The sequence below is a fragment of the Azospirillum sp. TSO22-1 genome (assembly GCF_003116015.1).
Classification (GTDB): Bacteria; Pseudomonadota; Alphaproteobacteria; order Azospirillales; family Azospirillaceae; genus Azospirillum.
The window spans coordinates 36,738-60,493 of record NZ_LGQZ01000023.1; the positions used below are offsets into that span (position 1 = coordinate 36,738).

The 23,756-nt window shown below is 70.7% G+C and carries 25 protein-coding genes; 11 read left to right on the forward strand and 14 right to left on the reverse strand.

Going from position 1 to position 23,756, the window contains the following annotated elements; all coding sequences use genetic code 11:
* Positions 1 to 3 precede the first annotated feature (3 nt).
* From TSO221_RS06815 to def, 5 genes are all read right to left on the reverse strand, one after another.
* Positions 4 to 1,134, reverse strand: a complete 1,131-nt coding sequence (locus TSO221_RS06815; RefSeq protein ID WP_247877943.1) for a branched-chain amino acid ABC transporter permease — start codon at positions 1,132 to 1,134, stop codon at positions 4 to 6.
* A gap of 193 nt (positions 1,135 to 1,327) precedes the next feature.
* Positions 1,328 to 1,651, reverse strand: a complete 324-nt coding sequence (locus TSO221_RS06820; RefSeq protein WP_158284015.1) for an EF-hand domain-containing protein — start codon at positions 1,649 to 1,651, stop codon at positions 1,328 to 1,330.
* A 70-nt stretch (positions 1,652 to 1,721) separates the two neighbouring features.
* Positions 1,722 to 2,465, reverse strand: coding sequence for a tRNA pseudouridine(38-40) synthase TruA (gene truA, locus TSO221_RS06825; RefSeq protein ID WP_109117729.1), 744 nt, complete (start codon positions 2,463 to 2,465; stop codon positions 1,722 to 1,724).
* Between the two features lies 1 nt (position 2,466).
* Entirely contained in the window at positions 2,467 to 3,432 is a 966-nt protein-coding gene (fmt, locus tag TSO221_RS06830) for a methionyl-tRNA formyltransferase (protein WP_109117730.1), read from the reverse strand.
* A gap of 7 nt (positions 3,433 to 3,439) precedes the next feature.
* Complete coding sequence (def, locus tag TSO221_RS06835) at positions 3,440 to 3,958, reverse strand: peptide deformylase (RefSeq protein ID WP_109117731.1); 519 nt, start codon at positions 3,956 to 3,958, stop codon at positions 3,440 to 3,442.
* 191 nt (positions 3,959 to 4,149) lie between these two features.
* On the opposite strand from def, the gene TSO221_RS06840 reads away from it, so the two are divergent.
* Complete coding sequence (locus TSO221_RS06840) at positions 4,150 to 5,793, forward strand: ATP-binding protein (protein WP_109117732.1); 1,644 nt, start codon at positions 4,150 to 4,152, stop codon at positions 5,791 to 5,793.
* Positions 5,794 to 5,797: 4 nt separating this feature from the next.
* On the opposite strand, the gene rmuC is transcribed toward TSO221_RS06840, so the two are convergent.
* The gene (gene rmuC, locus TSO221_RS06845; RefSeq protein WP_109117733.1) at positions 5,798 to 7,219 is read right to left on the reverse strand and encodes a DNA recombination protein RmuC; all 1,422 of its coding nucleotides are present in this window, start codon (positions 7,217 to 7,219) and stop codon (positions 5,798 to 5,800) included.
* Between the two features lie 124 nt (positions 7,220 to 7,343).
* On the opposite strand from rmuC, the gene TSO221_RS06850 reads away from it, so the two are divergent.
* A complete protein-coding gene (locus TSO221_RS06850) occupies positions 7,344 to 7,901 on the forward strand; it encodes an NUDIX hydrolase (protein ID WP_109117734.1) in 558 nt (185 codons plus the stop codon).
* A gap of 4 nt (positions 7,902 to 7,905) precedes the next feature.
* Here TSO221_RS06850 and TSO221_RS06855 read toward each other — a convergent pair whose 3' ends face one another.
* Positions 7,906 to 9,114 carry a ChaN family lipoprotein gene (locus tag TSO221_RS06855; protein ID WP_247877941.1) on the reverse strand — a complete coding sequence of 403 codons (1,209 nt, stop codon included), beginning with the start codon at positions 9,112 to 9,114 and terminating at the stop codon, positions 7,906 to 7,908.
* A gap of 128 nt (positions 9,115 to 9,242) precedes the next feature.
* Here TSO221_RS06855 and TSO221_RS06860 point away from each other — a divergent pair, with 128 nt between their 5' ends.
* Positions 9,243 to 9,980: an SDR family oxidoreductase gene (locus TSO221_RS06860; RefSeq protein WP_109117754.1), complete on the forward strand. Its 738-nt coding sequence runs from the start codon at positions 9,243 to 9,245 to the stop codon at positions 9,978 to 9,980.
* A 44-nt stretch (positions 9,981 to 10,024) separates the two neighbouring features.
* On the opposite strand, the gene TSO221_RS06865 is transcribed toward TSO221_RS06860, so the two are convergent.
* Positions 10,025 to 10,801, reverse strand: a complete 777-nt coding sequence (locus TSO221_RS06865) for an Hpt domain-containing protein (RefSeq protein ID WP_109117736.1) — start codon at positions 10,799 to 10,801, stop codon at positions 10,025 to 10,027.
* A gap of 125 nt (positions 10,802 to 10,926) precedes the next feature.
* Positions 10,927 to 11,472 (reverse strand): hypothetical protein, encoded by a 546-nt coding sequence (locus tag TSO221_RS06870; RefSeq protein ID WP_109117737.1) that lies wholly within the window; start codon positions 11,470 to 11,472, stop codon positions 10,927 to 10,929.
* Between the two features lie 186 nt (positions 11,473 to 11,658).
* Here TSO221_RS06870 and TSO221_RS06875 point away from each other — a divergent pair, with 186 nt between their 5' ends.
* Positions 11,659 to 12,159, forward strand: coding sequence for a hypothetical protein (locus tag TSO221_RS06875; protein WP_109117738.1), 501 nt, complete (start codon positions 11,659 to 11,661; stop codon positions 12,157 to 12,159).
* Between the two features lie 62 nt (positions 12,160 to 12,221).
* On the opposite strand, the gene hemA is transcribed toward TSO221_RS06875, so the two are convergent.
* Together hemA and TSO221_RS06890 are read right to left on the reverse strand one after the other, a co-directional pair.
* A complete protein-coding gene (gene hemA, locus TSO221_RS06880; protein WP_109117739.1) occupies positions 12,222 to 13,436 on the reverse strand; it encodes a 5-aminolevulinate synthase in 1,215 nt (404 codons plus the stop codon).
* A gap of 470 nt (positions 13,437 to 13,906) precedes the next feature.
* On the reverse strand, positions 13,907 to 15,289 hold the full coding sequence (locus TSO221_RS06890) for an aspartate aminotransferase family protein (RefSeq protein ID WP_109117740.1): 1,383 nt from the start codon (positions 15,287 to 15,289) through the stop codon (positions 13,907 to 13,909).
* A 147-nt stretch (positions 15,290 to 15,436) separates the two neighbouring features.
* Between TSO221_RS06890 and TSO221_RS06895 the strand changes: the two genes are divergently transcribed.
* Positions 15,437 to 16,066: a glutathione S-transferase N-terminal domain-containing protein gene (locus tag TSO221_RS06895; RefSeq protein WP_109117741.1), complete on the forward strand. Its 630-nt coding sequence runs from the start codon at positions 15,437 to 15,439 to the stop codon at positions 16,064 to 16,066.
* Positions 16,067 to 16,219: 153 nt separating this feature from the next.
* Positions 16,220 to 17,905 (forward strand): methyl-accepting chemotaxis protein, encoded by a 1,686-nt coding sequence (locus tag TSO221_RS06900; RefSeq protein WP_109117742.1) that lies wholly within the window; start codon positions 16,220 to 16,222, stop codon positions 17,903 to 17,905.
* 44 nt (positions 17,906 to 17,949) lie between these two features.
* Here the strand turns inward: TSO221_RS06900 and TSO221_RS06905 are convergent, their stop codons facing one another.
* Positions 17,950 to 19,635, reverse strand: coding sequence for a GGDEF domain-containing phosphodiesterase (locus TSO221_RS06905; RefSeq protein ID WP_247877942.1), 1,686 nt, complete (start codon positions 19,633 to 19,635; stop codon positions 17,950 to 17,952).
* 437 nt (positions 19,636 to 20,072) lie between these two features.
* On the opposite strand from TSO221_RS06905, the gene TSO221_RS06910 reads away from it, so the two are divergent.
* The gene (locus TSO221_RS06910; RefSeq protein ID WP_109117744.1) at positions 20,073 to 20,909 is read left to right on the forward strand and encodes a universal stress protein; all 837 of its coding nucleotides are present in this window, start codon (positions 20,073 to 20,075) and stop codon (positions 20,907 to 20,909) included.
* 272 nt (positions 20,910 to 21,181) lie between these two features.
* Positions 21,182 to 21,385, forward strand: a complete 204-nt coding sequence (locus tag TSO221_RS06915) for a hypothetical protein (protein ID WP_109117745.1) — start codon at positions 21,182 to 21,184, stop codon at positions 21,383 to 21,385.
* 6 nt (positions 21,386 to 21,391) lie between these two features.
* Here TSO221_RS06915 and TSO221_RS06920 read toward each other — a convergent pair whose 3' ends face one another.
* Positions 21,392 to 21,730, reverse strand: coding sequence for a hypothetical protein (locus TSO221_RS06920; protein ID WP_146208728.1), 339 nt, complete (start codon positions 21,728 to 21,730; stop codon positions 21,392 to 21,394).
* A 286-nt stretch (positions 21,731 to 22,016) separates the two neighbouring features.
* Between TSO221_RS06920 and TSO221_RS06925 the strand changes: the two genes are divergently transcribed.
* From TSO221_RS06925 to TSO221_RS06935, 3 genes are all read left to right on the forward strand, one after another.
* Entirely contained in the window at positions 22,017 to 22,229 is a 213-nt protein-coding gene (locus tag TSO221_RS06925; RefSeq protein ID WP_109117747.1) for a hypothetical protein, read from the forward strand.
* A 169-nt stretch (positions 22,230 to 22,398) separates the two neighbouring features.
* On the forward strand, positions 22,399 to 22,869 hold the full coding sequence (locus tag TSO221_RS06930; protein ID WP_109117748.1) for a helix-turn-helix domain-containing protein: 471 nt from the start codon (positions 22,399 to 22,401) through the stop codon (positions 22,867 to 22,869).
* 80 nt (positions 22,870 to 22,949) lie between these two features.
* Positions 22,950 to 23,162, forward strand: a complete 213-nt coding sequence (locus TSO221_RS06935) for a hypothetical protein (protein ID WP_146208729.1) — start codon at positions 22,950 to 22,952, stop codon at positions 23,160 to 23,162.
* Between the two features lie 58 nt (positions 23,163 to 23,220).
* On the opposite strand, the gene TSO221_RS06940 is transcribed toward TSO221_RS06935, so the two are convergent.
* The coding region (locus TSO221_RS06940; RefSeq protein WP_282187734.1) for a flagellin at positions 23,221 to 23,756 on the reverse strand (536 nt) is incomplete at its 5' end.

Here is a 23,756-nt window from a genome sequence, read left to right on the forward strand (position 1 = left end):
CGGTCAGTCGCCCCGCCGCCGCTCCTGCCCCATCAGCCCCTGCGGGCGCAGCACGAGGAACAGCGCCAGCAGGCCGAAGGCGACGATGTCCTTGTACTCGATGGCGAAATAGGCGGACCAGAAGGTCTCGACCATGCCCAGCAGCGCGCCGCCCAGCATGGCGCCGGGCACCGAGCCGATGCCGCCGACCACCGCCGCCGCCAGCGCCTTGAAGCCCACCAGATAGCCGGTGAAGAAGTTGATCCCGCCGTAGTACAGCGCGATCACGTAGCCCGCCGCCGCCGCGTAGGCGCCGCCGATGGCGAAGGTGGTCGCCACCGTGCGGTTGACGTCCAGCCCCATCAGCGCCGCCGCCCCGACGTCGTCGGCGCAGGCGCGGTGCGCGCGGCCGAAGGCGGTGCGCTTCATCACCCAGGCCAGCAGCGCGTACAGCCCCGCCGTCAGCGCCAGCACGATCGCCTGCGAAGTCAGCGCGGTCAGCGTGAAGCCGCCGGCGCTCGCCAGGTCGTGGCGGGTGGCGAACACCGGCGGCGGCCACCAGTCGCGGGCACCATGCAGCAGCCGCACCGCCTCCTGGTAGGCGATGGCGAGGCCGACCGCGGCGATCAGCGGCGTGTGCGTGCGCATGCCGCGGAACGGCCGGAACACCAGCCGGTCCATGGTCCAGCCCTGCACCGCGGTGAAGCCCATCACCGCCAGCAGCACCGCCAGCAGCGCCGGCGCCGCCCCCTGCGCGCCCAGCATGACCAGCCCGGCGCTCGCCACCGCGGTGGTCATGGCGCCGATCATGGTCAGCTCGCCCATCGCCAGGTTGATCTGGCCGAGGATGCCGTAGACCAGCGTGTAACCAATGGCGAGCAGCCCGTACACGCACGCCACCGTCACCGCGTTGATCACCTGCTGCAACAGGAACAGCACCGGCGTCCACGGCGAGGGCGGGGGTGCGGCGGCGCGCTCCGGCGCGTCGGGCAGTTCCCAGCGGTTGCCGAGGCCGGCCCAGATGCGCAGCATGACCATCTGCAGTTCGCTGAGGTCGCCGCGGTCGGTGGCGACGTGCTCCACCTCGTCGCGGCCGGCGTCGAAATGGCGGCCGGCGAAGCGGCAGGCGATCCAGTGCTGCTCGGCCTCGGCCATGTAACGCACGGTCAGCGTCCGCCCGTCGGCGGCGTAGGCCTCGTCGAGGACGCGGATGCGCTCCGGGTGCGGCTCGAACGCCGGGATCAGCCGGCGGCACAGCGCCGACTGCTGCGCATCGACGCCGCAGGCGCCCAGCAGCGCCGCGGCAAGCGTCAGCAGCAGCAGGCGGCGGAGCAGGGAACGCCCTCCCCTAGTGCTTGGCGTGCGCCGAGCCGCGGCCGGCGCCGATCAGCTCGCCGGGGGTGAGGGCGCCGTCACCGTCGCCGTCGAGCTGGCGGAAGCGGGTCTCCAGGTGCTGGCGTGACTCGGGCGCCGACGCCGTGGCCTCACCGCGCGACCCGGCCAGGAACTCCTCCAGCGAGATCCGGCCGTCGCCGTTGGTGTCGAGCGCCTTGAACATCGGCGTCACGCGCCCCGCCGGAGTAGACTGGGCCGGAGCCGTCTGCGCCCACGCCGGCGACACCAGAAGAACGGCCAGCGCCGCGGCCACAGGGATAAAGGTCTTCGTTGCCATTCCCGACACCCGATGTGCACAAAGGACGGGCATCATCCGGCGCAAGTGCGGCCGGGGGCAAGCGTTTTCACTACGGAAGGTAGCGCGCCTCGACGAAGTACAGGCCGTCCGGCGGGGCGGTCGGGCCGGCGCGGCTGCGGTCGCGGGCCTCCAGGGCGGCGCGCACGTCGGCAGCGGTCCACTTGCCGATGCCGACCAGTTCCAGCGTGCCGACCATGTTGCGCACCTGATGGTGCAGGAAGGAGCGCGCGGCGGCGTACACCCGCACCTCCTCGCCCTCGCGCACCACGTCCAGCCGGTCCAGCGTCTTCAGCGGCGACTTCGCCTGGCACAGCGCGGCGCGGAAGCTGGTGAAGTCGTGCTGGCCGACCAGCACCTGGGCGGCCGCGTGCATCGCCTCGGCGTCGAGCGGCCGCTGCACGTGCCACACCCGCCCGGCGTCGAGCGCCGGCGGCGCGCGGCGGTTGAGGATGCGGTAGACGTAGGAGCGCCCGATGGAGGTCAGGCGGGCGTGGAAGTCCTCGCCCGCCGCCTGCACGGCCAGCACCGCCACCGGCCAGGGGCGCAGGTGGAAGTTCAGCCCGTCGCGGATCTTGTCGGCGAGGAACGGCTTCTCCAGGTCGAAGTGCACGACCTGCCCCAGCGCGTGCACGCCCGCGTCCGTACGCCCCGACGCGTGCACGCGCACGGTCTCGCCGGACAGTTTGTGGACCGCCTCCTCCAGCGCCTGCTGCACCGACGGGCCGTTGTCCTGCCGCTGCCAGCCGGAGAAGGGACGGCCGTCGTACTCGATGGTCAGCTTCCAGCGTGCCATGTCAGGGGGTCGTCACGGCGCCCGCGATCGAAACCGAGGTTTCGAGCACCGTGCCGGGCGGCAGCGTGAAGCCGCGCAGGAACGCCGCGCCGTTCACCGGCGCCTTGCCGGGCCGCTGCACCAGCGTCAGGCGCACCGCGCCCTCGTTGCAGGCGATGGTCAGCCGCTCGTCCACCACGGTGCCGGGCGCGGCGGCCGGGCCGCTCGGCGCCAGCTCGGCCTTCAGCACCTTGATGCGCTCGCCTGCGGCATCGAACCAGCAGCCGGGCCACGGGGTCAGCGCCCGCACCTGCCGCTCGACGAAAACGGCGTCCTTCGACCAGTCGAGCCGGCCATCCTCGCGCGTCAGCTTGGCGGCGTAGGTGACGCCGTCCTCCGGCTGCGGCGCGGCGGTCAGGCGGCCGGCGGCCAGCCCGCCCAGCGCCTCGGCGATCATCCGCGCGCCGAGGTCGGCGAGCGCGTCGTGCAGGCTGGACGCGGTCGTCTCCCCGGTGATCGGCACCGCCCCCTTGAGCAGCATGGCGCCGGTGTCGAGCCCGGCGTCCATCTGCATGATGGTGATGCCGGTCTCCGCGTCGCCGGCCAGGATGGCGCGCTGGATCGGCGCCGCGCCGCGCCAGCGCGGCAGCAGCGAGCCGTGCACGTTCAGGCAGCCCAGCCGCGGCGCGTCGAGCACCGGCTGCGGCAGGATCAGGCCGTAGGCGGCGACCACCGCGGCGTCGGCGTTCAGGCCGGCGAACTCCGCCTGCGCCTCGGCGTTGCGCAGCGTCTTCGGCGTGCGAACCGGGATGCCGCGCTCCTCGGCGAAGCGGTGGACGGGGGACGTCTGCACCTGCTGCCCGCGCCCGGCCGGGCGCGGCGGCTGGCTGTAGACGCAGACGACGTCGTGCCCCGCGTCGATGAGCGCATGGAGGCTGGGCACGGCGAAGTCCGGCGTGCCCATGAAGACGAGGCGGAGCGGCGTCATCGGTGGATCAGGCCGTAGCGCCCTGACGCTGCTGCTTCTGCAGCTTGCGCAGGATCATGTTGCGCTTGAGCATCGACAGGTGGTCGACGAACAGCACGCCGTTCAGGTGGTCGATCTCGTGCTGGACGCAGGTGGCCAGCATGCCGTCGGCGTCCAACTCGCGGATCTCGTTCTGCTGGTCGAGGTAGCGGACGCGCACCGCCTTGGGCCGGGTCACCTCGGCGTAGTGCTCGGGCACCGACAGGCAGCCCTCCTCGCACGGCACCAGCTCGTCCGACGCCCAGACGATCTCCGGGTTGGCCATGCGGATCGGGTTGGCGGGCTCGTCCTTCTCGTGCACGTCCACGACGATGACGCGCTCCAGCACGCCGATCTGGGGCGCGGCCAGCCCGATGCCCTGGGCGTCGTACATGGTTTCCACCATGTCGTCCATCAGCCGGGCGATGCGCGCATCGACCTTGGCGACGGGCTTCGCGGTCTGCTTGAGGACGGGGTGCGGGGCGACGAGGATCGGCAGGAGGGCCATGGGTGCTCGGGCGTTCGGGGAGACGGGTTATAAAGTTGCAAAATATGGACGGAGGGGCGGAAGGTCAAGGAAGGCGGCGGTGATCACGGCGCGCCAAGTCGCACGAGAGTATTACCCTTATCACTCACGCGATGGTTCGCCGGATTCCATGGTTTGCTGAACACGCCTTCAGCAACAATCCCGGAGGACCGATGAGCGTCCCCGAACCGTTGCCACATCCGCCCTCGCCGGCCAGCGAGCCAGCCCGCATCGAGAAACTGAAGGGCTACTGCATCCTCGACACGCCGGCCGAGCCGCTGTTCGACCACCTCACGCGCCTGGGCAGCCGCCACTTCGACACACCGGTCTGCCTGATCTCCCTGGTGGACGAAAGCCGGCAGTGGTTCAAGTCGCGGGTCGGGCTGGACGCGCCGTACACCAGCCGACGCATCGCGTTCTGCGCCTACACCATCATGGAAAGCCGCGTTTTGGTGGTTCCCGACGCGACGGCGGACGCACGCTTCGAAAACAACCCCCTCGTCACCGGACCGCCGAACATCCGCTTCTACGCCGGAGCGCCATTGCTGACCCCGGAGGGGCTGCTGCTCGGCACCTTCTGCGTCATCGACACCAGGCCGCGCGCCGACTTCGGCCCCGAGGAGAAGCGTGATCTGGAGGAATTCGCCCGCATCGTCATGCACGAGCTGGAGGCGCGCTCCGCCCGGCTCGCCGCGGATCTCGCGCGCGAGGACGCCGAGCGGGCCAACGCCGCCAAGACCCGATTCCTGGCGGCGGCGAGCCACGACCTGCGCCAGCCCATCCAGTCGATGCTTCTGTTCGCCTCGGCGCTGGACAACCACATCACCGATCCGGGCGGACGCGAGAAGTACGCCATGCTGGAGCGGAGCCTCGACACGCTGCGCGACCTGCTCGAAGGCCTGTTCAACCTGTCGCGCCTGGACTCGGGCACGGTGCCCCCGCGGCCGGCCAGTTTTCCGTTCCGCCCGCTGGTCGAGGAAATCGAGGCGTCCTATGCCCCGATCGCCGCCGCCAAGCGCCTCGCGTTCCGCGTTGGTGGCGGCTGTGGGGCGACGGTGCGCAGCGACCGCACGATGCTCGGACAGATTCTGCGCAACCTCGTGGAGAACGCCATCCGCTACACCGACGCCGGCCATGTCGAGCTTGATTGCGTTTCCACCCGCGAGGACCTGCGGATCGAGGTGCGCGACACCGGAATCGGCATTTCCGCCGATCAGCTCGATCGCATCTTCGAGGAGTTCCATCAGGTGGGCAACCCGGAGCGCGATCGGACCCAGGGGCTCGGCATCGGGCTGGCCATCGTCCGGCGCCTGTGCCGCCTGCTTGGCCACCAGATCACCGTGCGGTCGACGCCCGGCCAGGGATCGGTGTTCACGCTCACCGTGCCGCACGGCGAGGAGCAGGCCGAATTGCCGCTGGCCGACGCCACGCCGACCGCGGCCTCCGGCGCGAAGCGCACCGTGCTGCTCGTGGACGACGACTCCATCGTGCTGATGGCTCTGCGCACGCTGTTCGAACAGCGGGGGTATCAGGCGCTGATCGCCGGCTCCACGGATCATGCGTTGGAACGCGTGCGGGCCGCCGGGAAGCCCCCCGACCTGATCGTCGCCGACTACCGCCTTCGCGGCGGCGAGATCGGCACCGAGACGATCCTGAAGGTCCGCCGGCTGTCCGGGCGGCCGATCCCCGCCATCATCCTGACCGGAGAGGACGGCTCCGTCTGCGAACGCGACTTGGCCGACCACGGGGCCGTCATCGTCCAGAAGCCGGTCACCCCGCGCCAGCTCGACGCGGTGATACGCCGGCTGCTCGGCTGAGCCCTCACTCCGCCGCCACCGGCCCCGCCCGCAACTCCGGCGCCTGCAGCTGCCGCGGTGCGTGGTCCAGCGGCTCCAGCAGCGGCAGGTCCGCGCCGTCCGGCGCCACGTGCAGGTCGCGGAAGCGGCGGGCGCTGACCAGCACGCGGGACTCCAGGCTGCCGACCGCGCCGTTGTAGCTGTCCACCGCCTTCTCCAGCTGACTGCCCAGCCGCTCCATGTGGCCGCCCAGGTCGCACAGGCGCTTGTACAGCTCGGCGCCCAGCGCGCTGATGTCGCGGGCGTTGTCGGCCAGCCGCTCCTGCCGCCAGCCGTAGGCCACCGCGCGCAGCAGCGCGATCAGCGTCGTCGGGGTGGACAGGATGACGCCATGGTCCATGCCCGCCTCGATCAGCGCCGGGTCGTGTTCCAGCGCCGCGGAGAAGAAGTTCTCGCCGGGCAGGAACAGCACGACGAACTCCGGTGTCGCGTCGAACTGGTCCCAATACGCCTTGCCGCCGAGTTGCCGCATGTGCTCGCGCACGTGGCGGGCGTGGCGCAGCAGGGCGTCGCGCCGCGCGCCGTCGTCCGCCGCCTGCACCCCGTCCAGGTAGGCCTCCAGCGGCGTCTTGGCGTCCACCACGATGGTCTTGCCGCCGGGCAGCCGCACCACGAGGTCGGGGCGCAGCCGGCCGCCCTCGGCGCTCACGCTCGCCTGCTCGAAGAAGTCGCAGTGGTCGAGCATGCCGGCCATCTCGACCACGCGCTTCAGCTGGATCTCGCCCCAGCGGCCACGCGCCACCGGCGTGCGCAGCGCGCGCACCAGGTTGCCGGTCTCGGCGCGCAGCTGGTTCTGGGTGTCGAGCAGCGAGAGCACCTGCTGCCGCAGCCCCTCGTAGGCGCCGGCACGGGCGGTCTCCATGTCGCGGATCTGGCGGTCCATGGTCTCCAGCGTGGCGCGCACCGGGGCGACGATGCCGTCAATGGCCTGCTGGCGCTTCTCCAGGTCGCCCTTGGCCTGCTCCTGGAAGCCGGCCAGGGTCTCGCGGGCGAGGGCGAGGAAGCTCTGGTTGTTCTGCCGCAGCGCCTCCGACGACAGCGCCTTGAAGGCGTCGGACAGCTGGGCCTGCGCGCTCTCCAGCAGCGCCAGCTTGTCGCGCGCCGCGGTGCGTTCCTTGTCCAGCGTGGTGACCAGCTCGGCGTGCTTCTCGCGCGACGCCGCCAGCTCCGCCTGGAGGCGGGCGACCTGCCGGTCGCGCTCGGCCACGCCCTCGCGCAGTTCCCGCTCGATCCGGCCGCGCAGGTCGATGTGGGCGACCAGCGCGCCGCGCTCGGCGGCGGCGCGGGTGGCGGCGCGCGCCGCCGCGGCCCACAGCCACGCCCCCGCTCCGGCGGCGCCGAGCAGCGCGCCGATGGCCAGCGACATCCCGTCGAACGCGAACTGCATGCCCCATCCTTCCCGTGCCCGCCGGTCCACCCTAACCAAACCGCGGCCGGATGAGAACAGGTAAAGAACGGATGCGACGCAAAGCCGGCTTGCCGGCCGGCGCGGAATGCGCCATATCCGACGGATGTCGGAGGATCCCCCCAGCCAAGGACCGCGCGTCCGCGCCGTGCCGCCCGGTGACGACCGGGAGCGGCTGCTGTGCCCCGACTGCGGCTACGTCGCCTACCAGAATCCGCTGATCGTGGTGGGTTCGGTCGTCACGTGGGATGATGGGATTCTGCTGTGCCGGCGCGCCATCGAGCCGCGCAAGGGCTACTGGACGCTGCCCGCCGGCTTCATGGAGGAGCACGAGACCACCCAGGCCGGCGCCATGCGCGAGGCGTGGGAGGAGGCGCGGGCGCGGATCGAGATCGACGCGCTGCTCGCCGTCTACGACATTCCGCGCATCAGCCAGGTGCAGATGATCTTCCGCGCCCGCCTGACCGCGCCCGAATTCTCCGCCGGCCCCGAGAGCCTGGAGGTGGCGCTGTTCCGCTGGGACGAGATCCCCTGGCGCGAGTTGGCCTTCCCCACCGTGCACTGGGCCCTGCGCGAGCACCACGCGCGGATCGGCCAGACGGCGTTCGCCCCGGCGATGAACCCGACTCCGGACGTGCTGGCGCGGTGGGAGACGATGCTGTAGGGGCTCACTCCGTCGGGAACTTCGCCACCAGATCCTTGGTCTTGCCGCCGCGCGTCACCGTCACCGGCAGCCAGGTGCCCGGCCCGGTCTTCTGCACCGCTCCGGTCAGGTCGCCGGCCACGCGCACCGGCTTGCCGGCGGCGGCGGTGACGATGTCGCCGCGCTTCAGGCCGCTGGCCTCGGCGACGCTGCCCGGCAGCACGTCGGCGATCTTCACGCCGGCCTTGTCCGGTTCCAGCATGACGCCGAAGCGCGGCTTGGGCGGGCCGGAAGGCTCGCCGCCGCTGTCGATGCCGAACACCGCGTCGGCGATCTTGCCGTCCAGGTCCTTGCACGGCCGGTCGGCGTCCCACGGCAGCAGCACCAGCGAATCGGGGATGCCGAGGTCGGCCAGCTGGTGCGGGATGCCGAAGCGGTTCTGCACGTGGCCGGCGCCGACGATGGTCACCACGGTGCGCCCGGTCTTCCGGTGGGTCTCGGCGATGCGTTCGGCCATGGCGCGGTCCCACACCGACTGCGCCTCGATGAAGTTGCGGAAGCGCGCGGAGTCGCGGTCCACCGCCTGCTCCTCCGGCCCGTGCTGGCCCAGCACCGTGGCGAGGAAGTCGCGGTACTCGGCCGTGGGCGGCGCGGCGGTGCCGACCCCTTCGCGGTCCGCCTCGGGGATCGAGGCCCAGCCGCCCTTGCTGGTGCGGCGGACGAGGTCCTGCTCGACGTTGAGCGCCACCAGCGGCACGCGGTTCATGCGGGCGAAGTGCAGGATCGGCAGGTAGAGCTGCGGGTCGAAGCCCCACACCGTGCGCCAGTCCACCTCGCGCAGGAAATCCGCCTCGCCCAGCATGCCGTCCACCCAGCGGTCGAGCACCGCCTGCTTGGACCGCGGGACCATCTCCATCGCCACCGCCAGCCGGGCGTTCAGGCCGTAGAGCTGGTTGAGCGTCTGGAGCTGCCAGCGGTGCTGCTCGGTGCTGTCGTGCCGCTCGCCCAGCAGCACGGCCGGCGCCTTCGCCGCCCGCTCCAGCAGCGCGTCGCGCGGCATCGGCTTGCCGGCGGCGTCGGCCCAGGTGCCCGGCGGCACGCACTTCGCGGCCTCCGCGGGCGCGGGCGCAGCCTCGACCGGCGGCGCGGCGGCGGGCGCCGAGTGGGACTCGGAGACGACGCAGCCGCCCAGCAGCAACAGGGGCAGCAGCAGGGCGCACGGGCGAAGCGGCACGGGGATCGTCCTTGGGCGGAATGGGCTTTTGTCTAGGTTGGGCTGGCTCCCGCACCGTTCAATCCACCGAACGGCGGGGAGCCGGAAGGGCATGGCGCGCCCCGGCGATCCGCGCTATCGTGCGCCGCATGCCGCACCGTAAGACCGTGATCCTCACCGGAGCCAGCCGAGGCATCGGCCACACCACCGTGCAGCGGTTCAGCGCCGAGGGCTGGCGCGTGATCTCCTGCTCGCGCGAGGACGTGCCCGACCACTGCCGCCGCGACCCGAACTGGACGCACCACCTCACCGCCGACCTGTCGGATCCGGAGAGCCGCGCCGCCTTCGTCAAGGAGGCCAGCGCGGCGTTGGACGGCGATCCGCTGCACGCGCTGGTCAACAACGCCGGCGTCTCGCCGAAGACGCCGATCAAGGAGCGCCTGGGCTGCCTGAACGGCGACATCGCCGGCTGGTACCGGGTGTTCGAGCTGAACTTCTTCGCGCCCCTGGTGCTGGCCCGCGGCTTCGCGGCGCCGCTGGCGCGCGGCAAGGGGGCCATCGTCAACGTCACCTCGATCGCCGGCCATTCGGTGCACGCCTTCGCCGGCTCCGCCTATTCGACGTCGAAGGCGGCGCTGTCCGGCCTGACCCGCGAGATGGCGGTGGAGTTCGCCGAGATCGGCGTGCGCGTCAACGCCGTGGCGCCGGGCGAGATCGAGACCTCCATGACCGGCCCGGAGTACGATGTGCTGATCCCGCGCATCCCGCTGAAGCGCATGGGCACGCCGGAGGAGGTCGCCTCGGTGATCTTCAGCCTGTGCGGGCCTGATTACCAGTACGTGACGGGGACGGAGATCTTCATCACCGGCGGGCAGCACCTGTATTGAGAGCCGGCCTGCCCTCCCCCGCCGGAGGCGGGGGAGGGAGAAAATCACCCCAGATTGAAGCGCGTCACCGCCGCGGCGAGGTCGTCGCCGAAGTGCTCGCCGACGCGGATCACCGCCACGCCCGGCGGAATCTCCTTGAGCGCCGGGTTGTCCAGGCTCATGGAGGTCAGCAGCGCCATCGGCACGCCCTTGGTCACGCTCATGGCACCCAGGCCGCGGATGAGGTCGAGGCCGGACAGCCCGTCCATCACCATCGACGCGATCAGCATGTCGGGCGGCACGCGCACCGCGTGGCTGATCGATTCGATGGGGTCGTTCACCGTCACCGTGCGGAAGCCGCAGGCCGCCAGCTCGTTGCCGACCTTCTTGGCCACCACCTTGCTCGGCGTCACCAGCATCACCTCGACGTTGCGGATCTCCACGTCCGTCACGTCGAAGCGGTAGCGCACCGGCAGGGTACGGATGATCTGGTTGGTCTCGCCGATCGCCGGCTGTTCGGCGCGGTCCACCACCTCGGCGATGCGGTCGAGGAAGACCGGCAGGTCCACCCGCTCACGCGGGTCGAGGCGGGTGACGCCGCTCAGGTAGTCCTCCAGGCGGTGCGCGATCAGGCTGACCGTCGGGAAGCCGAAGGAGGTGCCCATGCCCTTGAAGTTGTGCGCCTCCAGCCGGAGCACGCCGATCACGTCGGCCGCGTCGCGGGTCCCGTTCGCCAGACCGTCGAGCGCGTCGTACATGGTCTGCAGACGGTCGCGGGCGTCGTCGACGAACTCGACGCGCAACTGGTCTTCGAGATCCTCGGTCAGCTTGCCTTTGGCCATGGGGAACGGTTCCGGGTCGGGGGGACGGGGCTGTGTTGCCCGCCGGAGGGTACACCAGAATCGTTAAGCGAAACAAACGCTCCCTGGCCGGACCAAACGACGCGGCCCACGGCGGAAAGGAGTGCTCAGACGCGCGCCAGCAGGTCGTTGAACCACGCCAGCCGCGCCTCGGCGACGGCGATGTCGTGGTCGAGGAACGCCGGCAGATAGCCGTCGTCGCCGGCGTGGCGGCGCTTCAGGTCGCCCAGGCGCGCCAGCTCCATCTCGTGCATGGAGACGAGGTTGTCGATCTGCTCGCGCTGCGACTCGGCGTCCAGCAGGTGCAGGAAGCGCAGCTTCAGGCTGATCACCAGCTTGTTCAGCCCGTCGGCCGAAGGCGTGCGCACGTTGGCGCGCATCAGCGTGTCGAACTCCGCCCGGCCGACCGCGGTGGGGCCGAGCAGCGCGTTGTCCTCCATGCCGGTGCCGTCCAGCGCCTCGATCAGGCCCTCGTAGCGCAGCATCTCCAGCGACGTGCCCATGAGGTCGAGCGACGGGCCGACGATGCGGTCGAGGAAGTGGCGGATCGAGCCGGCCAAGTCCGCATAGCGCATCGCCCCGCCCTGGATGAGCGTGCCGAGCACGGCAAGCCGGACGGCTTCCTTCGGCATCAGCGAATTGTCGCGGTACATGGCGGCCTCCACGGGTCGTCGGCGGGCGACGAAGGGTCGCCCACTCGCCTAAGCTAATCGCGATCGCCTCGCAAGTCCAGGGGTCAAGCGGGAGCCGGCCCTTTGTCACCGCGCCCCGTGCCGTCCGGAACGGCCGGGCGCCGGACCTGTTGCCGGAAGAGGCACCGAGGAGACGAGGAGACGACCGTGACCAAGCTCGCACCGCTCGCCGCAGCCCTGCTTCTGGGCATCGTCGGCACCGCGCTCGCGCAGCAGCCGGATCAGCAGCACCAGCAGGGACAGGCGCGGAAGGCGCAGCCGCAGCCCCGCCCGCAGCTTCCCAACGACCAGCGCCCGAAAGCCGATGAGCACGTGTCCAGTGGCCGCACCATCGGGCGCGGCGACACCACCAGCATCGGCGACCAGCACGGCCGGCCGGCCGGCGACGCGCTGGCGCGCCCGGCCGACCCGAACACGGCGGCGCCGGCCGACGGCACGACGCCGACCGCACGCAAGGGCGACACCGCCGCCACCAGTTCCAAGACCGGCGTCGGCGCCGGCAGCATGGGCGAGGACACGGGCGACAAGCGCCGCCGCCCGGCCACCGCCGAGCGGCCGGTCGGCCCCGACGACTCGTACAGCGTCGCCCCCGGCGGGCGCACCCCGCCGCCGGGCAGCTCCGGCTCGTCCGGCCAGCCGCAGCGGTAGGAACGCGAAAGGGCCCGGAGGATCGCCTCCGGGCCCTTTGCGGTTCAGAGAACGGCCGTCGTTCAGGCCGCCAGCTTCAGCTCCAGCTCGTCCCACACGTCGCGCAGCGAGGCGACGAGGTGCGCCATCATGGCGTCGTCGTGCAGCGGCGTCGGCGTGAAGCGCAGCCGCTCGGCACCGCGCGGCACGGTCGGGTAGTTGATCGGCTGGACGTAGATGTTGTGGCGCTCCATCAGCAGGTCCGACGCCCGCTTGCAGCGCTTGGCGTCGCCCACCATGACCGGCACGATGTGGCTGACGCTGTCCATCACCGGCAGGCCGGCCTCGGCGAACAGGCGCTTCAGGGTGGCGGCGCGCTCCTGGTGGCGGGTGCGCTCGGCCTGGCTGGACTTCAGGTGGCGGATCGAGGCGAGCGCGCCGGCCGCCAGCACCGGGGCCAGCGAGGTCGAGAAGATGAAGCCGTGCGCGAAGGAGCGCACGCAGTCGATCAGCGCCGCCGAGCCGGTGATGTAGCCGCCCTGCACGCCGAACGCCTTGCCCAGCGTGCCCTCGATGATGTCGATGCGCTGCATGGCGCCGTCGCGCTCCGCCACGCCGGCGCCGCGCGGGCCGTACATGCCCACCGCGTGCACCTCGTCGATGTAGGTCAGCGCGCCGTGCTTCTGGGCGACATCGACGATGGCGTGGATCGGGGCGATGTCGCCGTCCATGGAATAGACGCTCTCGAACGCCACCAGCTTCGGCCGGCGCGGGTCGGCGGCGCTCATCAGCTCGTCGAGGTGCTCGGGGTCGTTGTGGCGGAAGACGTGCCGCTCGGCGCCCGAGTTGCGGATGCCGGTGATCATCGAGTTGTGGTTCAGCGCGTCGGAATAGATGATGCAGTTCGGCAGCAGCTTGCCCAGCGTGCCCAGCGCCGCGTCGTTCGACACGTAGCCCGAGGTGAAGAGCAGCGCGCCCTCCTTGCCGTGCAGGTCGGCCAGCTCGCGCTCCAGCAGCACGTGGTAGTGGTTGGTGCCGGAGATGTTGCGGGTGCCGCCGGCGCCGGCGCCGACCTCGTCGAGCGCCTTGTGCATGGCCTCCAGCACCACCGGGTTCTGGCCCATGCCGAGGTAGTCGTTGGAGCACCAGACGGTGATGGTGCGCTCCCGGCCGGCGGAGTCGCGATAGGTCGCCCGGGGGAACGTGCCGGCGTGCCGCGCCAGGTCGGCGAACACGCGGTAGCGGCCCTCCTGCTTGAGAGTCTCGATCTGGCTCTTGAAGAAGCTCTCGTAGTCCATCTCGCGGGATCCGTTCACAGTGCCGGGGCGTCGGTGCCACCAACGGCGATCGTCCAAACGATGTGCGCCGTATGTAGGATGGCATCATTGTTTCCCGGACGCTACCCGGCATTGACCGAAATCAACCGTCCGGGGAACGGAGCATCATGGGCGCGCGAGGCCTGGAGCGGCACTCGGAATTCCAGGACAAGGACACTCTTCCAAGACCGTCATGCCCGTGCTTGACACGGGCATCCACGCAGACGTCGCCAAGCGCCGAGCGTGGAGGCCGGGTCCGGGCCCGGCCATGACGAATGAAAAAAGCGTCAGGTCCGCGTCGGCACATTCCTGCATTGCGGGCGCGGCGTGCGCCGTCCGGCCGCCAGATCGAGCAGCCAGCGGCGCACCACCTCATGCGGAACCACACGCCCCGCATCCGCGTCGGCCACGCCGACCCGGATGGCGTCGCGCTTTGGGTCCGCGTCCACCCCCTACCCCTTCAGCACCGGCACCGCGGCGTCCAGCGCCTTCTCCAGGCGGTCAAACATGGCGCCGACCTCCGCCTCGGTGATGATCAGCGGCGGGCAGAGCGCCAGGCTGTCGCCCATGGCGCGGGAGATCAGGCCGTTCTCCTGGCACAGCCCGTTGACCCGGGCGCCGGCCATGCCGACCGGCTCGAACGGCAGCTTGGTCGCCTTGTCGGCCACCAGCTCCAGCGCGCCGATCAGGCCGGTGCCGCGCGTCTCGCCGACCAGCGGGTGGTCCGACAGCGCATGCAGCCGGCGCTGGAACACCGGCGCCACCGAGCGGACGTGACCCAGCACGTCCTGCTCGTCGTAGATCGCCAGCGTCTCCAGCGCCACCGCCGCCGACACCGGGTGGGCGGAGTAGGTGTAGCCGTGGCCGAAGGTGCCGATCTTCTCGCTCTCCACGACGCAGGCCTGGTAGACCGCCTCCGACACCATCACCGCCGAGATCGGCAGGTAGCCCGACGACAGCGCCTTGGCGCAGGTCAGGATGTCCGGCTGCATGCCGAAGGTCTGCGTGCCCCAGTAGTTGCCGGTGCGCATGAAGCCGCAGATCACCTCGTCGGCGACCAGCAGGATGTCGTATTTCTTCAACACCGGCTGGATCTTCTGGAAGTAGGTGGCCGGCGGCACGATGACGCCGCCGGCACCCATGATCGGCTCGGCGAACATGGCGGCGATGGTGTCCGGCCCCTCGGCCAGGATGAAGGCCTCCAGGCTCTCGGCCAGGCGGGTGGCGAACGCCTCCTCGCTCTCGCCCGCTTCCGCGAAGCGGTAATGGTGCGGGCAGTCGGCGTGCAGGATGCGGGCGATCGGCAGGTCGAAGTCGCGGTGGTTGTTCGGCAGGCCGGTCAGGCTGGCGGTCGCCACCGTCACGCCGTGGTAGGCCTTGTTGCGCGACAGGATCTTCTTCTTCTCCGGCCGGCCCAGCGCGTTGTTGTAGTACCAGATCAGCTTGATCGCCGTGTCGTTCGCCTCGGAGCCCGAGTTGGCGAAGAACACCTTGGACATCGGCACCGGCGCCCGGGCGATCAGCGCCTCGGCGAGGTCGATGCCGGGGTCGTGCGACTTGTGCCCGAAGACGTGGTAGGTCGGCAGCTTGCGCATCTGCCGCGCCGCCGCCTCGACCAGACGCTCGTTGTCGAAGCCCAGCGACACGCACCACAGGCTGGCCAGCCCCTCGATGTACTCCTTGCCGGAGTCGTCATAGACGTACACGCCCTTGCCGCGCTCGACGATCAGCGGCCCGGTGGTCTCGTGGACCTTCAGGTTGGTGTACGGGTGCAGAAAGTGCGCCTTGTCGCGGCTGGCGGCCGAGTTGCCGATGGCGGTGGTGCCGGTGGTCATGGAGCCTCCCATTGGACTTCGGGGTTCGTCCCCGAGCGTTCGAGATCTTAAACACCCCCGGCGAGGGATGCCACACCCGCATCACGGCCTTGCGCCGGACGGGGGGCCGGGCTCCAATGGCGATCTCCGCATCCGAGAGGCCCGGCCATGCCCACGCTCTACCTGATCCCCAGCAGCGCCGCCATGGCGCCGCACATCCTGCTGCGCGAGATCGGCGCGCCGTTCGAGCTGGTCGTCCTCGACAAGACGCGCGGCGAACACCAGTCGCCGGAATACCTCAGGCTCAACCCGAACGGCCGGGTGCCGACGCTGGTGGACGGCGACCTGGTGATCTTCGAGTCGGCGGCGATCTGCCTGCACCTGGTGGACACCCACCGGCACGCCCGGCTCGCCCCGCCGGCCGGCACGCCGGAGCGGGCGCGCTTCACCCAGTGGCTCGTCTACCTGACCAACACGGTGCAGGCCGACATGATGCTGTACTTCTACCCCGAGCGCTTCGCCCCGGCCGAGGTGGCGGAGCGCGTCAAGGCCATGGCGGTCGACCGCCTGATGGGCCAGTTCGGCCTGCTCGACAATGAGTTGGAGGGGCGCGAGTTCCTGGTGGGCCACCACTTCACGGCGGCCGACGCCTACCTGTTCATGGTGGCGCGCTGGACCCGCCACATGCCGCGCAAGGCGCGCGACCTGCCGCACCTCGGCCCCTATCTGGCGCGCATCCAGGCGCGGCCCAGCGTGCAGGCCGTCTACGCAGCCGAGGGTTGCGAGTCGTTCTATTGAATCCAGAACGCGCAAGAATGCGCCAATTAGTTCGGTATCGTACTAATTTTTGGCGAAGGCCGATTTCTTAACGAGTTGGTAAGGCTGCAGTTCCCTCTGTAAGCCGGATACCCTCACACAGAATGAGGGCTCCGTCATACTGAGGATGGACGCATGACAGTCATCTCCCGCCTGACGCTCGCTCCGAAGTTGCTGATTTCCATCGCCATGCTGGCCACCGTCGCCGTCGGGCTCGTCGCGATGGCGCTGGTCGCCATGGAACGCGTGCACGACGCCATCACCCTGCAGGGCGCCTCGGTTTCCCGCATCCAGCACGCCAACCGGGCGACCGCCAACCTGCTGGCCTACGCGCGCAACGTGGAATTCCTGCCGCTGGAGCTGACGCCGGCGCAGCGCACGGCGTTCGAGAACGGCGCCGACGACGAGTTGAAGCGCTTCCTCGTCCGTCTGGACAAGCTGGAGGCGACCGGCCTGACCGAGGACGGGCGCCGCAACATCGCCACGGCGCGCGCCCTGGTGCAGCGTTACGGCGACGTCCACCGCACGGTGGCGCGGCAGGCGCGCGCCGGCGACCTCGATGGCGCGACGAAGACCGCGTTCGAGGGCGCCTCGGCCATCGAGGAGATCCGCACGCAGCTTCGCGCCGAGGAGGACCGCAGCAACGCCATGTACGAAAAGGAGGACGCGGCCATCGACAAGGTCGTCGCCTCCAGCCGCACCCAGCAGATCGTGCTGTCGGCCGCGGGCATCCTGCTGGCGGGCGGGCTGGCCGTCGCGCTGGTGGTGCTCGGCGTCACGCGGCCGCTGACCGCGATGGCCTCGGCCATGTCGCGGGTGGCCGGCGGCGACCTCGGCGTCGCCGTGCCGGGCATCGGCCGTGGCGACGAGGTCGGCCAGCTCGCCGCCGCGCTCCAGGTCTTCAAGAACAGCCTTGGGGAGGCCGACCGGATGCGCGCCGAGCAGACGGCGCAGAAGGCCCGCGCCGAGGAGGAGCGCCGCACGGTGATGCTGGCGCTGGCGGACGATTTCGAGAGTCATGTCGACGCCGTGGTCGGCAGCGTCTCCTCGGCCTCGGCCGAGATGAATTCCACCGCCGCCGCCATGTCGGCCGCCGCCGAGCAGGCGACCCGCCAGTCGGCCGCCGCCGCCGCCGCCGCGGAGGAGGCCTCGGCCAACGTGCAGACGGTGGCCTCGGCGGCGGAGGAGCTGTCGTCCTCGATCGTCGAGATCGCCCGGCAGGTCAGCCAGTCCAGCGACGTCGCCAGCCGCGCCGTCGGACAGGCGGAACGGACCAACACGATCGTCGGCGGACTCGATCAGGCGGCGCAGAAGATCGGCGAAGTGGTCAGCCTCATCAACGACATCGCCGGCCAGACCAACCTGCTGGCCTTGAACGCCACCATCGAGGCGGCGCGCGCCGGCGAGATGGGCAAGGGCTTCGCCGTGGTGGCGTCGGAGGTCAAGCACCTCGCCACCCAGACCGCCAAGGCGACCGAGGAGATCGCCGCGCAGATCGGTGGCGTCCAGGGCGCCACCCAGGAGGCGGTGGGCGCCATTCACGACATCCTGGCGACCATCGGCGAGATCAGCCGCACCGCGACGACGATCGCCTCGGCGGTGGAGCAGCAGCAGTCCGCCACCAACGAGATCGCCCGCAACGTCGAGCAGGCCGCCCGCGGCACGCAGGAGGTCGCCACCAACATCGCCGGGGTCAGCCAGGCCGCCGGCGAGGCCGGCAAGGCCGCCGAGCAGGTGCTGTCCGAATCGCGCGCGCTGCAGCAGCAGTCGGTGACGCTGCGGCACGAGGTGGACGGCTTCATCGCCAAGGTGCGGGCGTAGCGACGGCGCAAAACCCCTCCCCCGCGCGGGGAGGGGCCAGGGGCCTACAACTCCTGCCGCCAGGGCAGGTTGCCTTCCACCAGCGGCTCGGCCTCGCGCGCCGGGAGCGGCTTGGCGAAGTGGTAGCCCTGGCCGTAGTCGCAGGCCAGCGCCCGCAGCAGGTTGGCGTCGGCGGTCGTCTCGATGCCCTCGGCGATCACGTCGAACCCCAGCAGCCGCGCCAGATCCACGATGATGCGGACGATGGCCCGGTTCTCCTCGCTCTGGTGCATGGCGGAGACGAAGGAGCGGTCCACCTTCAGGCTGTCGATGGGCAGCTTGTGCAGGTAGCTCAGCGACGAATAGCCGGTGCCGAAGTCGTCGATCGACAGCTTGATGCCCAGGCCGCGCAGCGTCTCCAGCAGGCGGATCGACTGCTCCGCCTTCTCCATGACGGCGCTCTCGGTCAGCTCCAGCTTGATCCACGAGGGCTCCACCGCGGTCTCGCGCACGACGGTGCGCACGCGGTCGGCGAAGTCCGGCTCGCGCAGCTGGCGGGTGGAGAGGTTGACGCTCATGAACAGCGGCGCCGAGCCCGGCACCCGCTTCTCCTGCCAGTCGGCGACCTGCCGGCACGCCTCGCGCAGCACCCATTCGCCCAGGCGCACGATCAGCCCGGTGCTCTCGGCGATCGGGATGAACACGCCCGGCGGGATCGAGCCGCGCTCCGGATGGCTCCAGCGCATCAGCGCCTCGAAGCCGGCCAGGCCGCCGGTGACCATGTCGATGATCGGCTGGTAGGCGACCCACAGCTCGTCGCCGCGTTCCATGGCGCGGCGCAGGTCGTGCTCCAGGCGGACCTGCTCGACCACGCGGGCGTGCATCGCCGGGTCGAACCAGGCATGCCGCGCCCCGCCCTGCTCGCGCACGCGCCCCGTGGCGATCTCGGCGTCGCGCAGCACGTCCTCGGCGCGCTCGTGCGCCTCGCTCCAGGTCGCCACGCCGATGCTGGCCGACAGGAACACCGCGGCGCCCGAGGAGGAGCGCGCGGCGCGCACCACGGCGGCGACGCGCTCGATCTTGCGCTCGACCGCGGGGGGATCGCACTCGCCGGCGACCAGCAGCGCGAAGGCGTGGTCGCTGACGCGGGCCAGCAGGTCCACCGGCCCGCCGTCGCGGCCCAGCCGGTTGGCGAGGTCGATCAGCAACTCGTTGGCGAAAGCCTGGCCCAGGCTGGTGCGGATCTCGACGAAGCGGTCGATATCGACGATCACCAGCGTGAACGGCTCGCCCACCGCCTGGTAGTCGCCCATGTGCTTCAGGAGCAGCAACCGGTTCGCCAGCCCGCTCACCGGGTCGTAGTAGGCGAGGCGGAACAGGTCGTCCTGCGTCTTGCGCCGCTCGGTGATGTCATAGAGCAGCGCGAAGTAGCCGGCGACCGAGCCGTCCGGCCGGCGCTGCGGCGCGTGCAGGCGGATCACGTAGTGCTGGCCGCCGTTCGGGTGCGGCATCCAGCCTTCGGTCTGCACCACCTCGCCGCGCAGCGCGCGGTCGGCCATCGCCTGGGTCAGGCGGAAATGGTCGTCGCCCAGCACCTCGGCGATGGTGCGGCCGCTGAGGTCGGCCATCTCGCTGCCCATGAAGGCGCGGTAGGCCGGGTTGGCATAGACGTGGCGCCGGTGCGTGTCGAACAGGCCGACCATCACCGGCATCGCCTCCATCACCTGCAGCAGGATGTCGGGCGCGGGCACGCCGTCGTCACTTCCGGTCAAAGAAGCGGCCAGTGCGGCGAGGTTGGGGTCCGGCATCATGGGCAAGGGAGACATGGAACCAATGGATGGGTGAATAACCAACAATTACGCGAAACCTCGCGTGCACGTCAAAACCAAACCCGCCAATAACGCCGACGGCCCGCACAATTATACTCGGGTATGCACCTCGGCCGGTGCGGCCCCGCTTCGACTTCGGCACGTTTCGGTTGCTTCTTCGATCCAGTCCCAGCCGGGCGCGTGCACCGCCGTCCATGGCCGGCCCTGCGCCCGGCGCGCGGCCGGGCCGCTTTTGCCGCCGTCGCTTTCGCGCGCGCACCTGATTTATAGTCATACGAAACGCGTGCGGCCCTGCCAGCGGTCCCGGCAACCGGGAACGGCGCGCCGCGCGCCGGTGGGGAGACGACAGGGGGACGATCATGGCATTCAAGGATCTGCTGGTTGTGGTCGACGACACGCCGGCGGCGGCCGCGCGAATCGATGTGGCCGCACAGCTGGCGGTGAAGCACGACGCTCACGTGACCGGCCTCTACGTGATCACCGGGCCGCTCATCCCGAACTTCCTCGACGCGCAGATCCCCGAGGCGGTGCGCGCCGCCCAGCGCGACCTCGCGAACGAGCTGGCGGCCAAGGCGGGGACGCTGTTCGACAGCCGCATGCGCCGCTTCGGGCTGACCGACCGCTCGGAATGGCGGGCGCTGCGCGGCCTGCCGGGCGAGCTGGTGGCGGTGCACGGCCGCTACGCCGACCTCGTGGTGGTCGGCCAGATCGATCCCAAGCACGACCACGACCTGCCCCTGCTGCACCCGCAGGACCTGGTGTTCGACTGCGGCCGGCCGCTGCTGGTGGTGCCCTACGCCGGCACCTTCCCGACGGTGGGCGAGCGCGTGCTGGTCGGCTGGAACGCCAGCCGCGAGGCGGCCCGCGCCGTCGGCGACGCGCTGCCGCTGATCGCCACGGCGCAGAAGGTGCTGGTCCTGGCGGTGAACCCGAAGCCGGGCCAGCTCGGCCTCGGCGACGAGCCGGGGGCGGACATCGCCAGGCACCTGTCGCGGCACGGCCGCGTGCAGGCGACGCACGTCACCACCGACGCGGTGGAGCCGGGCGACACCATGCTCAACACCGTCGCCGACGAGTCGTGCGACCTGGTGGTGATGGGCGCCTACGGCCGGTCGCGCCTGCGCGAACGGGTGCTGGGCGGCATGACGCGCTACATGCTCGAGCACATGACGGTGCCCGTGCTGATGAGCCACTGAGAACCGGCGGGAGCGGCGGATGGCCGGACCGGACTGCCGCAGCTCCCGCTGCCGCCACCGCGGCGACTGCGCCCGCAACCCCGCGCCGCCGGCCGCGGCGCCGGGCGACGCGGAGCGGCCGCGCTGCTTCGGGCCCGCCGAGGCCGGGGCGCCGCCGTCTGTTCAAAATAGGGGCCGGCGCCTTCGGCCGGATGGCCGATTGAGAGGCGCCGCCGGCACCCCTACTATAGTTTAAACGGACAGCGCCGCCCCTCAACCACCCCGACGGTCCGATGCCCCCAACCGGAACGCCTCCATCCAAGACCCGGATCCGGACCTTTCCGGAGGACCCGGACACCATCGGCATCGACATCACCGGCCGCGAGTTCCTGCTGAACCGCAACGACGCCCTCGAACTGGCGCTGAAGATCCTGACCGCCTGCGGCGTGCAACTGCTGGAGTCGGCCGACGGCGCCCCGCCCGGCGGCAAGCCCTGATCAAGGTCAGCGCTCCACCGGGTTGGGCTCGGTGCGCCCGTAGGAGAGGTGGTCGACACCGCCCCGCCGCCGCACGGTCACCGGCGGCTCCGTCGTGACCCGGTTGAAGAGCTGCTCGAGCGTCGTCGCGAGCGACGGCTGGGCCTTCGTCTTGGCCTTCGTGCGGCGCGGCGCCTTCGCCGGCTTGGCCGGCTTGGCCGGGGCCTCCTTGGCCGCGGGGGCGCTGCGGGCGAAGACGTCCTGGCAGCGGCCTTCGGTGCGGGCCTTCTCCAACTCCGGCGCATCGAGCAGCAGGCAGTCGGCCGCCCGCGCCGGGCCGGCCGCGAGCCCCGCCCAGAAAGCCACCCAGAATGCCGCCCAGAAAACCGCCCAGAAAACCGCTGGGCCCGCTGCCCAGCGCATCACCCGCCGCCGCATGCCTCCCCGCTCCGCCGCTCATGTCACCTCCCGACATAAACGCACGGCCGGGCTTGGTTTCGAGCGCGCAGCCGGAGTAGCATCTTCTCTCTTCCGCAGGGCGGAGGAATGGCCTGTCCGTTTCGTGCTATTCCATCTGTGACATGCCCGGCGCCTTCGGCGCCTGCTATGGTCGCACGGGAGAGCCGCGCATCCGGCGGCGAATGGAGACCTCATGAAGTCCGACTCGAAAGCAACCGACCGCACCAGCCTGGAAGCACTGACCGAGGCGTACCTGTCCAAAGGCGGCACCATCACCCAATGCGCCCCCGGCCCTTCGGAGAACGTGACCTACAAGCACTCGATGCGCGGACGCCCCCGGGCGAAGCCCGATGCCGCCGAAAAGCCTCTGGATTCCACGGCTTCCACACCAGCGGCCGACGCCTGACGACCAACCCGGCACAACAGCGGGGGCATCGGCACGGTGCCCTTCGCTTGTGACCGTTGCAGCCAATCCTTAGCTGACCTAAGCATAGCCATTGATTTTGCCCGCGCGTCCGGCGAGCATACGTCAGTATGTTCCCGTCCCTCTTGTGGCAAACGATCGACAGGCACCCATGGTCAAGCAAAAGACGCAGCTGCCCACCGGCTCGAAGAACAACGACGACGAGGGCGGCCCGAACGCGGTCGATGTGCACGTCGGCTCGCGAATCCGGCTGCGGCGCACCCTGATGGGCATGAGCCAGACGGCGCTCGCGGACTCCGTCGGACTGACGTTCCAGCAGATCCAGAAGTACGAGAAGGGCGGCAACCGGGTGTCGGCGTCCCGCCTGTGGCAGTTCGGTCAGGTGCTGGACGTGCCGGTGTCGTTCTTCTTCGACGACATGCCGCAGGAGATCCTGGCGGACCGCGGCCATCCCGGCGCCACCAGCACCGCCAGCGACAGCGAGTCGACCGGCGTGATGACCCGCCGCGAGACGCTGGAGCTGGTGCGCGCCTATTACCGCATCCAGAACGAGCCGGTGCGCCGCCGCATCTACGAGCTGTTCAAGGCGATGGGATCGGCCGGCGACGAGTCGAAGGACTGACGCGGCCGGGACGCGTTGTGGATCGGGCCGCCGGCCGCTAGGCTGGCGGCATTCCGCCGACCACAACCGAGGAGCCGATGATGACCACCCCGCCACGCCGCCGCATGCCGTGGTCGTTCCGCCTGTGGTTCGCCTTCCTGGGATTGATGGCGGCCGGCATGATCGCCGCCGCCGTCTGGTCGGCGCTTGTGGTGATGGACGCCGGCCCCGCCGGCTACCGCGGCATGAACGCCCCACCCCCGGCCGCCCCGGCGTCGGCTCCGGCACCGTCGACGGCCACGGGCCGGCCGTGAGCGCTGGCGCGCTCCGGTTCCGGCCCGTTGGTGCCGACGCTGACTTGGACGGACGCCCTTAACGGAACAGGCTGGCCAGGATCTGCGGCGCCTGGTTGGCGATGCCGAGGGTCTGCGCGCCCAGCTGCTGCTTGATCTGCTGGGACTGCAGGGCGGCGCTTTCCTTGGCCAGGTCGGCGTCCACGATGGCACCCAGGCTGGTGGTCAGCGAGTCCTGCATGGTCTCGTTGAACTTGATCTGCGCGTCCAGGCGGCGGGAGTCGGCGCCCAGCGTGTTCAGCACGGTGCCGGTCTTCTGCTCGGCGGTGGCAAAGGCGCCGGTCAGCAGCACCACGGCCGAGGCCGCGCTGCCCACCGAGGTGAAGGCCGACACGATGGCCGTGGACAGTGACACGCCGCCGCCGCCCACCGTGTACTGCGTGCCGTCCGTGCTCGCGATCACCGAGATGTTGGTCTTGCCGCCGCTCAACAGGTTCATGCCGTTGAACTTGGCGTTCGCGATGTAATTCTGGACCTCGGTCTTCAGCGCGGTGAAGTCGTTGTTGTACTTCGTGCGCATGTCGGTGTTGAGGTTCTGGTCGGCCAGCTTGGTCA

Coding starts and splice junctions, on each gene's coding strand:
- rmuC (WP_109117733.1), bottom strand. CDS start 7,219: ATGCAGTTCGCGTTCGACGGGATGTCGCTGGCCATCGGCGCGCTGCTC.
- TSO221_RS06815 (WP_247877943.1), bottom strand. CDS start 1,134: ATGGCCGAGGCCGAGCAGCACTGGATCGCCTGCCGCTTCGCCGGCCGC.
- TSO221_RS06910 (WP_109117744.1), top strand. CDS start 20,073: ATGGCATTCAAGGATCTGCTGGTTGTGGTCGACGACACGCCGGCGGCG.
- TSO221_RS06860 (WP_109117754.1), top strand. CDS start 9,243: ATGCCGCACCGTAAGACCGTGATCCTCACCGGAGCCAGCCGAGGCATC.
- TSO221_RS06925 (WP_109117747.1), top strand. CDS start 22,017: ATGAAGTCCGACTCGAAAGCAACCGACCGCACCAGCCTGGAAGCACTG.
- TSO221_RS06915 (WP_109117745.1), top strand. CDS start 21,182: ATGCCCCCAACCGGAACGCCTCCATCCAAGACCCGGATCCGGACCTTT.
- TSO221_RS06890 (WP_109117740.1), bottom strand. CDS start 15,289: ATGACCACCGGCACCACCGCCATCGGCAACTCGGCCGCCAGCCGCGAC.
- fmt (WP_109117730.1), bottom strand. CDS start 3,432: ATGACGCCGCTCCGCCTCGTCTTCATGGGCACGCCGGACTTCGCCGTG.
- TSO221_RS06935 (WP_146208729.1), top strand. CDS start 22,950: ATGACCACCCCGCCACGCCGCCGCATGCCGTGGTCGTTCCGCCTGTGG.
- TSO221_RS06900 (WP_109117742.1), top strand. CDS start 16,220: ATGACAGTCATCTCCCGCCTGACGCTCGCTCCGAAGTTGCTGATTTCC.
- TSO221_RS06840 (WP_109117732.1), top strand. CDS start 4,150: ATGAGCGTCCCCGAACCGTTGCCACATCCGCCCTCGCCGGCCAGCGAG.
- truA (WP_109117729.1), bottom strand. CDS start 2,465: ATGGCACGCTGGAAGCTGACCATCGAGTACGACGGCCGTCCCTTCTCC.
- hemA (WP_109117739.1), bottom strand. CDS start 13,436: ATGGACTACGAGAGCTTCTTCAAGAGCCAGATCGAGACTCTCAAGCAG.
- TSO221_RS06820 (WP_158284015.1), bottom strand. CDS start 1,651: ATGGCAACGAAGACCTTTATCCCTGTGGCCGCGGCGCTGGCCGTTCTT.
- TSO221_RS06850 (WP_109117734.1), top strand. CDS start 7,344: ATGTCGGAGGATCCCCCCAGCCAAGGACCGCGCGTCCGCGCCGTGCCG.
- def (WP_109117731.1), bottom strand. CDS start 3,958: ATGGCCCTCCTGCCGATCCTCGTCGCCCCGCACCCCGTCCTCAAGCAG.
- TSO221_RS06895 (WP_109117741.1), top strand. CDS start 15,437: ATGCCCACGCTCTACCTGATCCCCAGCAGCGCCGCCATGGCGCCGCAC.
- TSO221_RS06930 (WP_109117748.1), top strand. CDS start 22,399: ATGGTCAAGCAAAAGACGCAGCTGCCCACCGGCTCGAAGAACAACGAC.
- TSO221_RS06865 (WP_109117736.1), bottom strand. CDS start 10,801: ATGGCCAAAGGCAAGCTGACCGAGGATCTCGAAGACCAGTTGCGCGTC.
- TSO221_RS06870 (WP_109117737.1), bottom strand. CDS start 11,472: ATGTACCGCGACAATTCGCTGATGCCGAAGGAAGCCGTCCGGCTTGCC.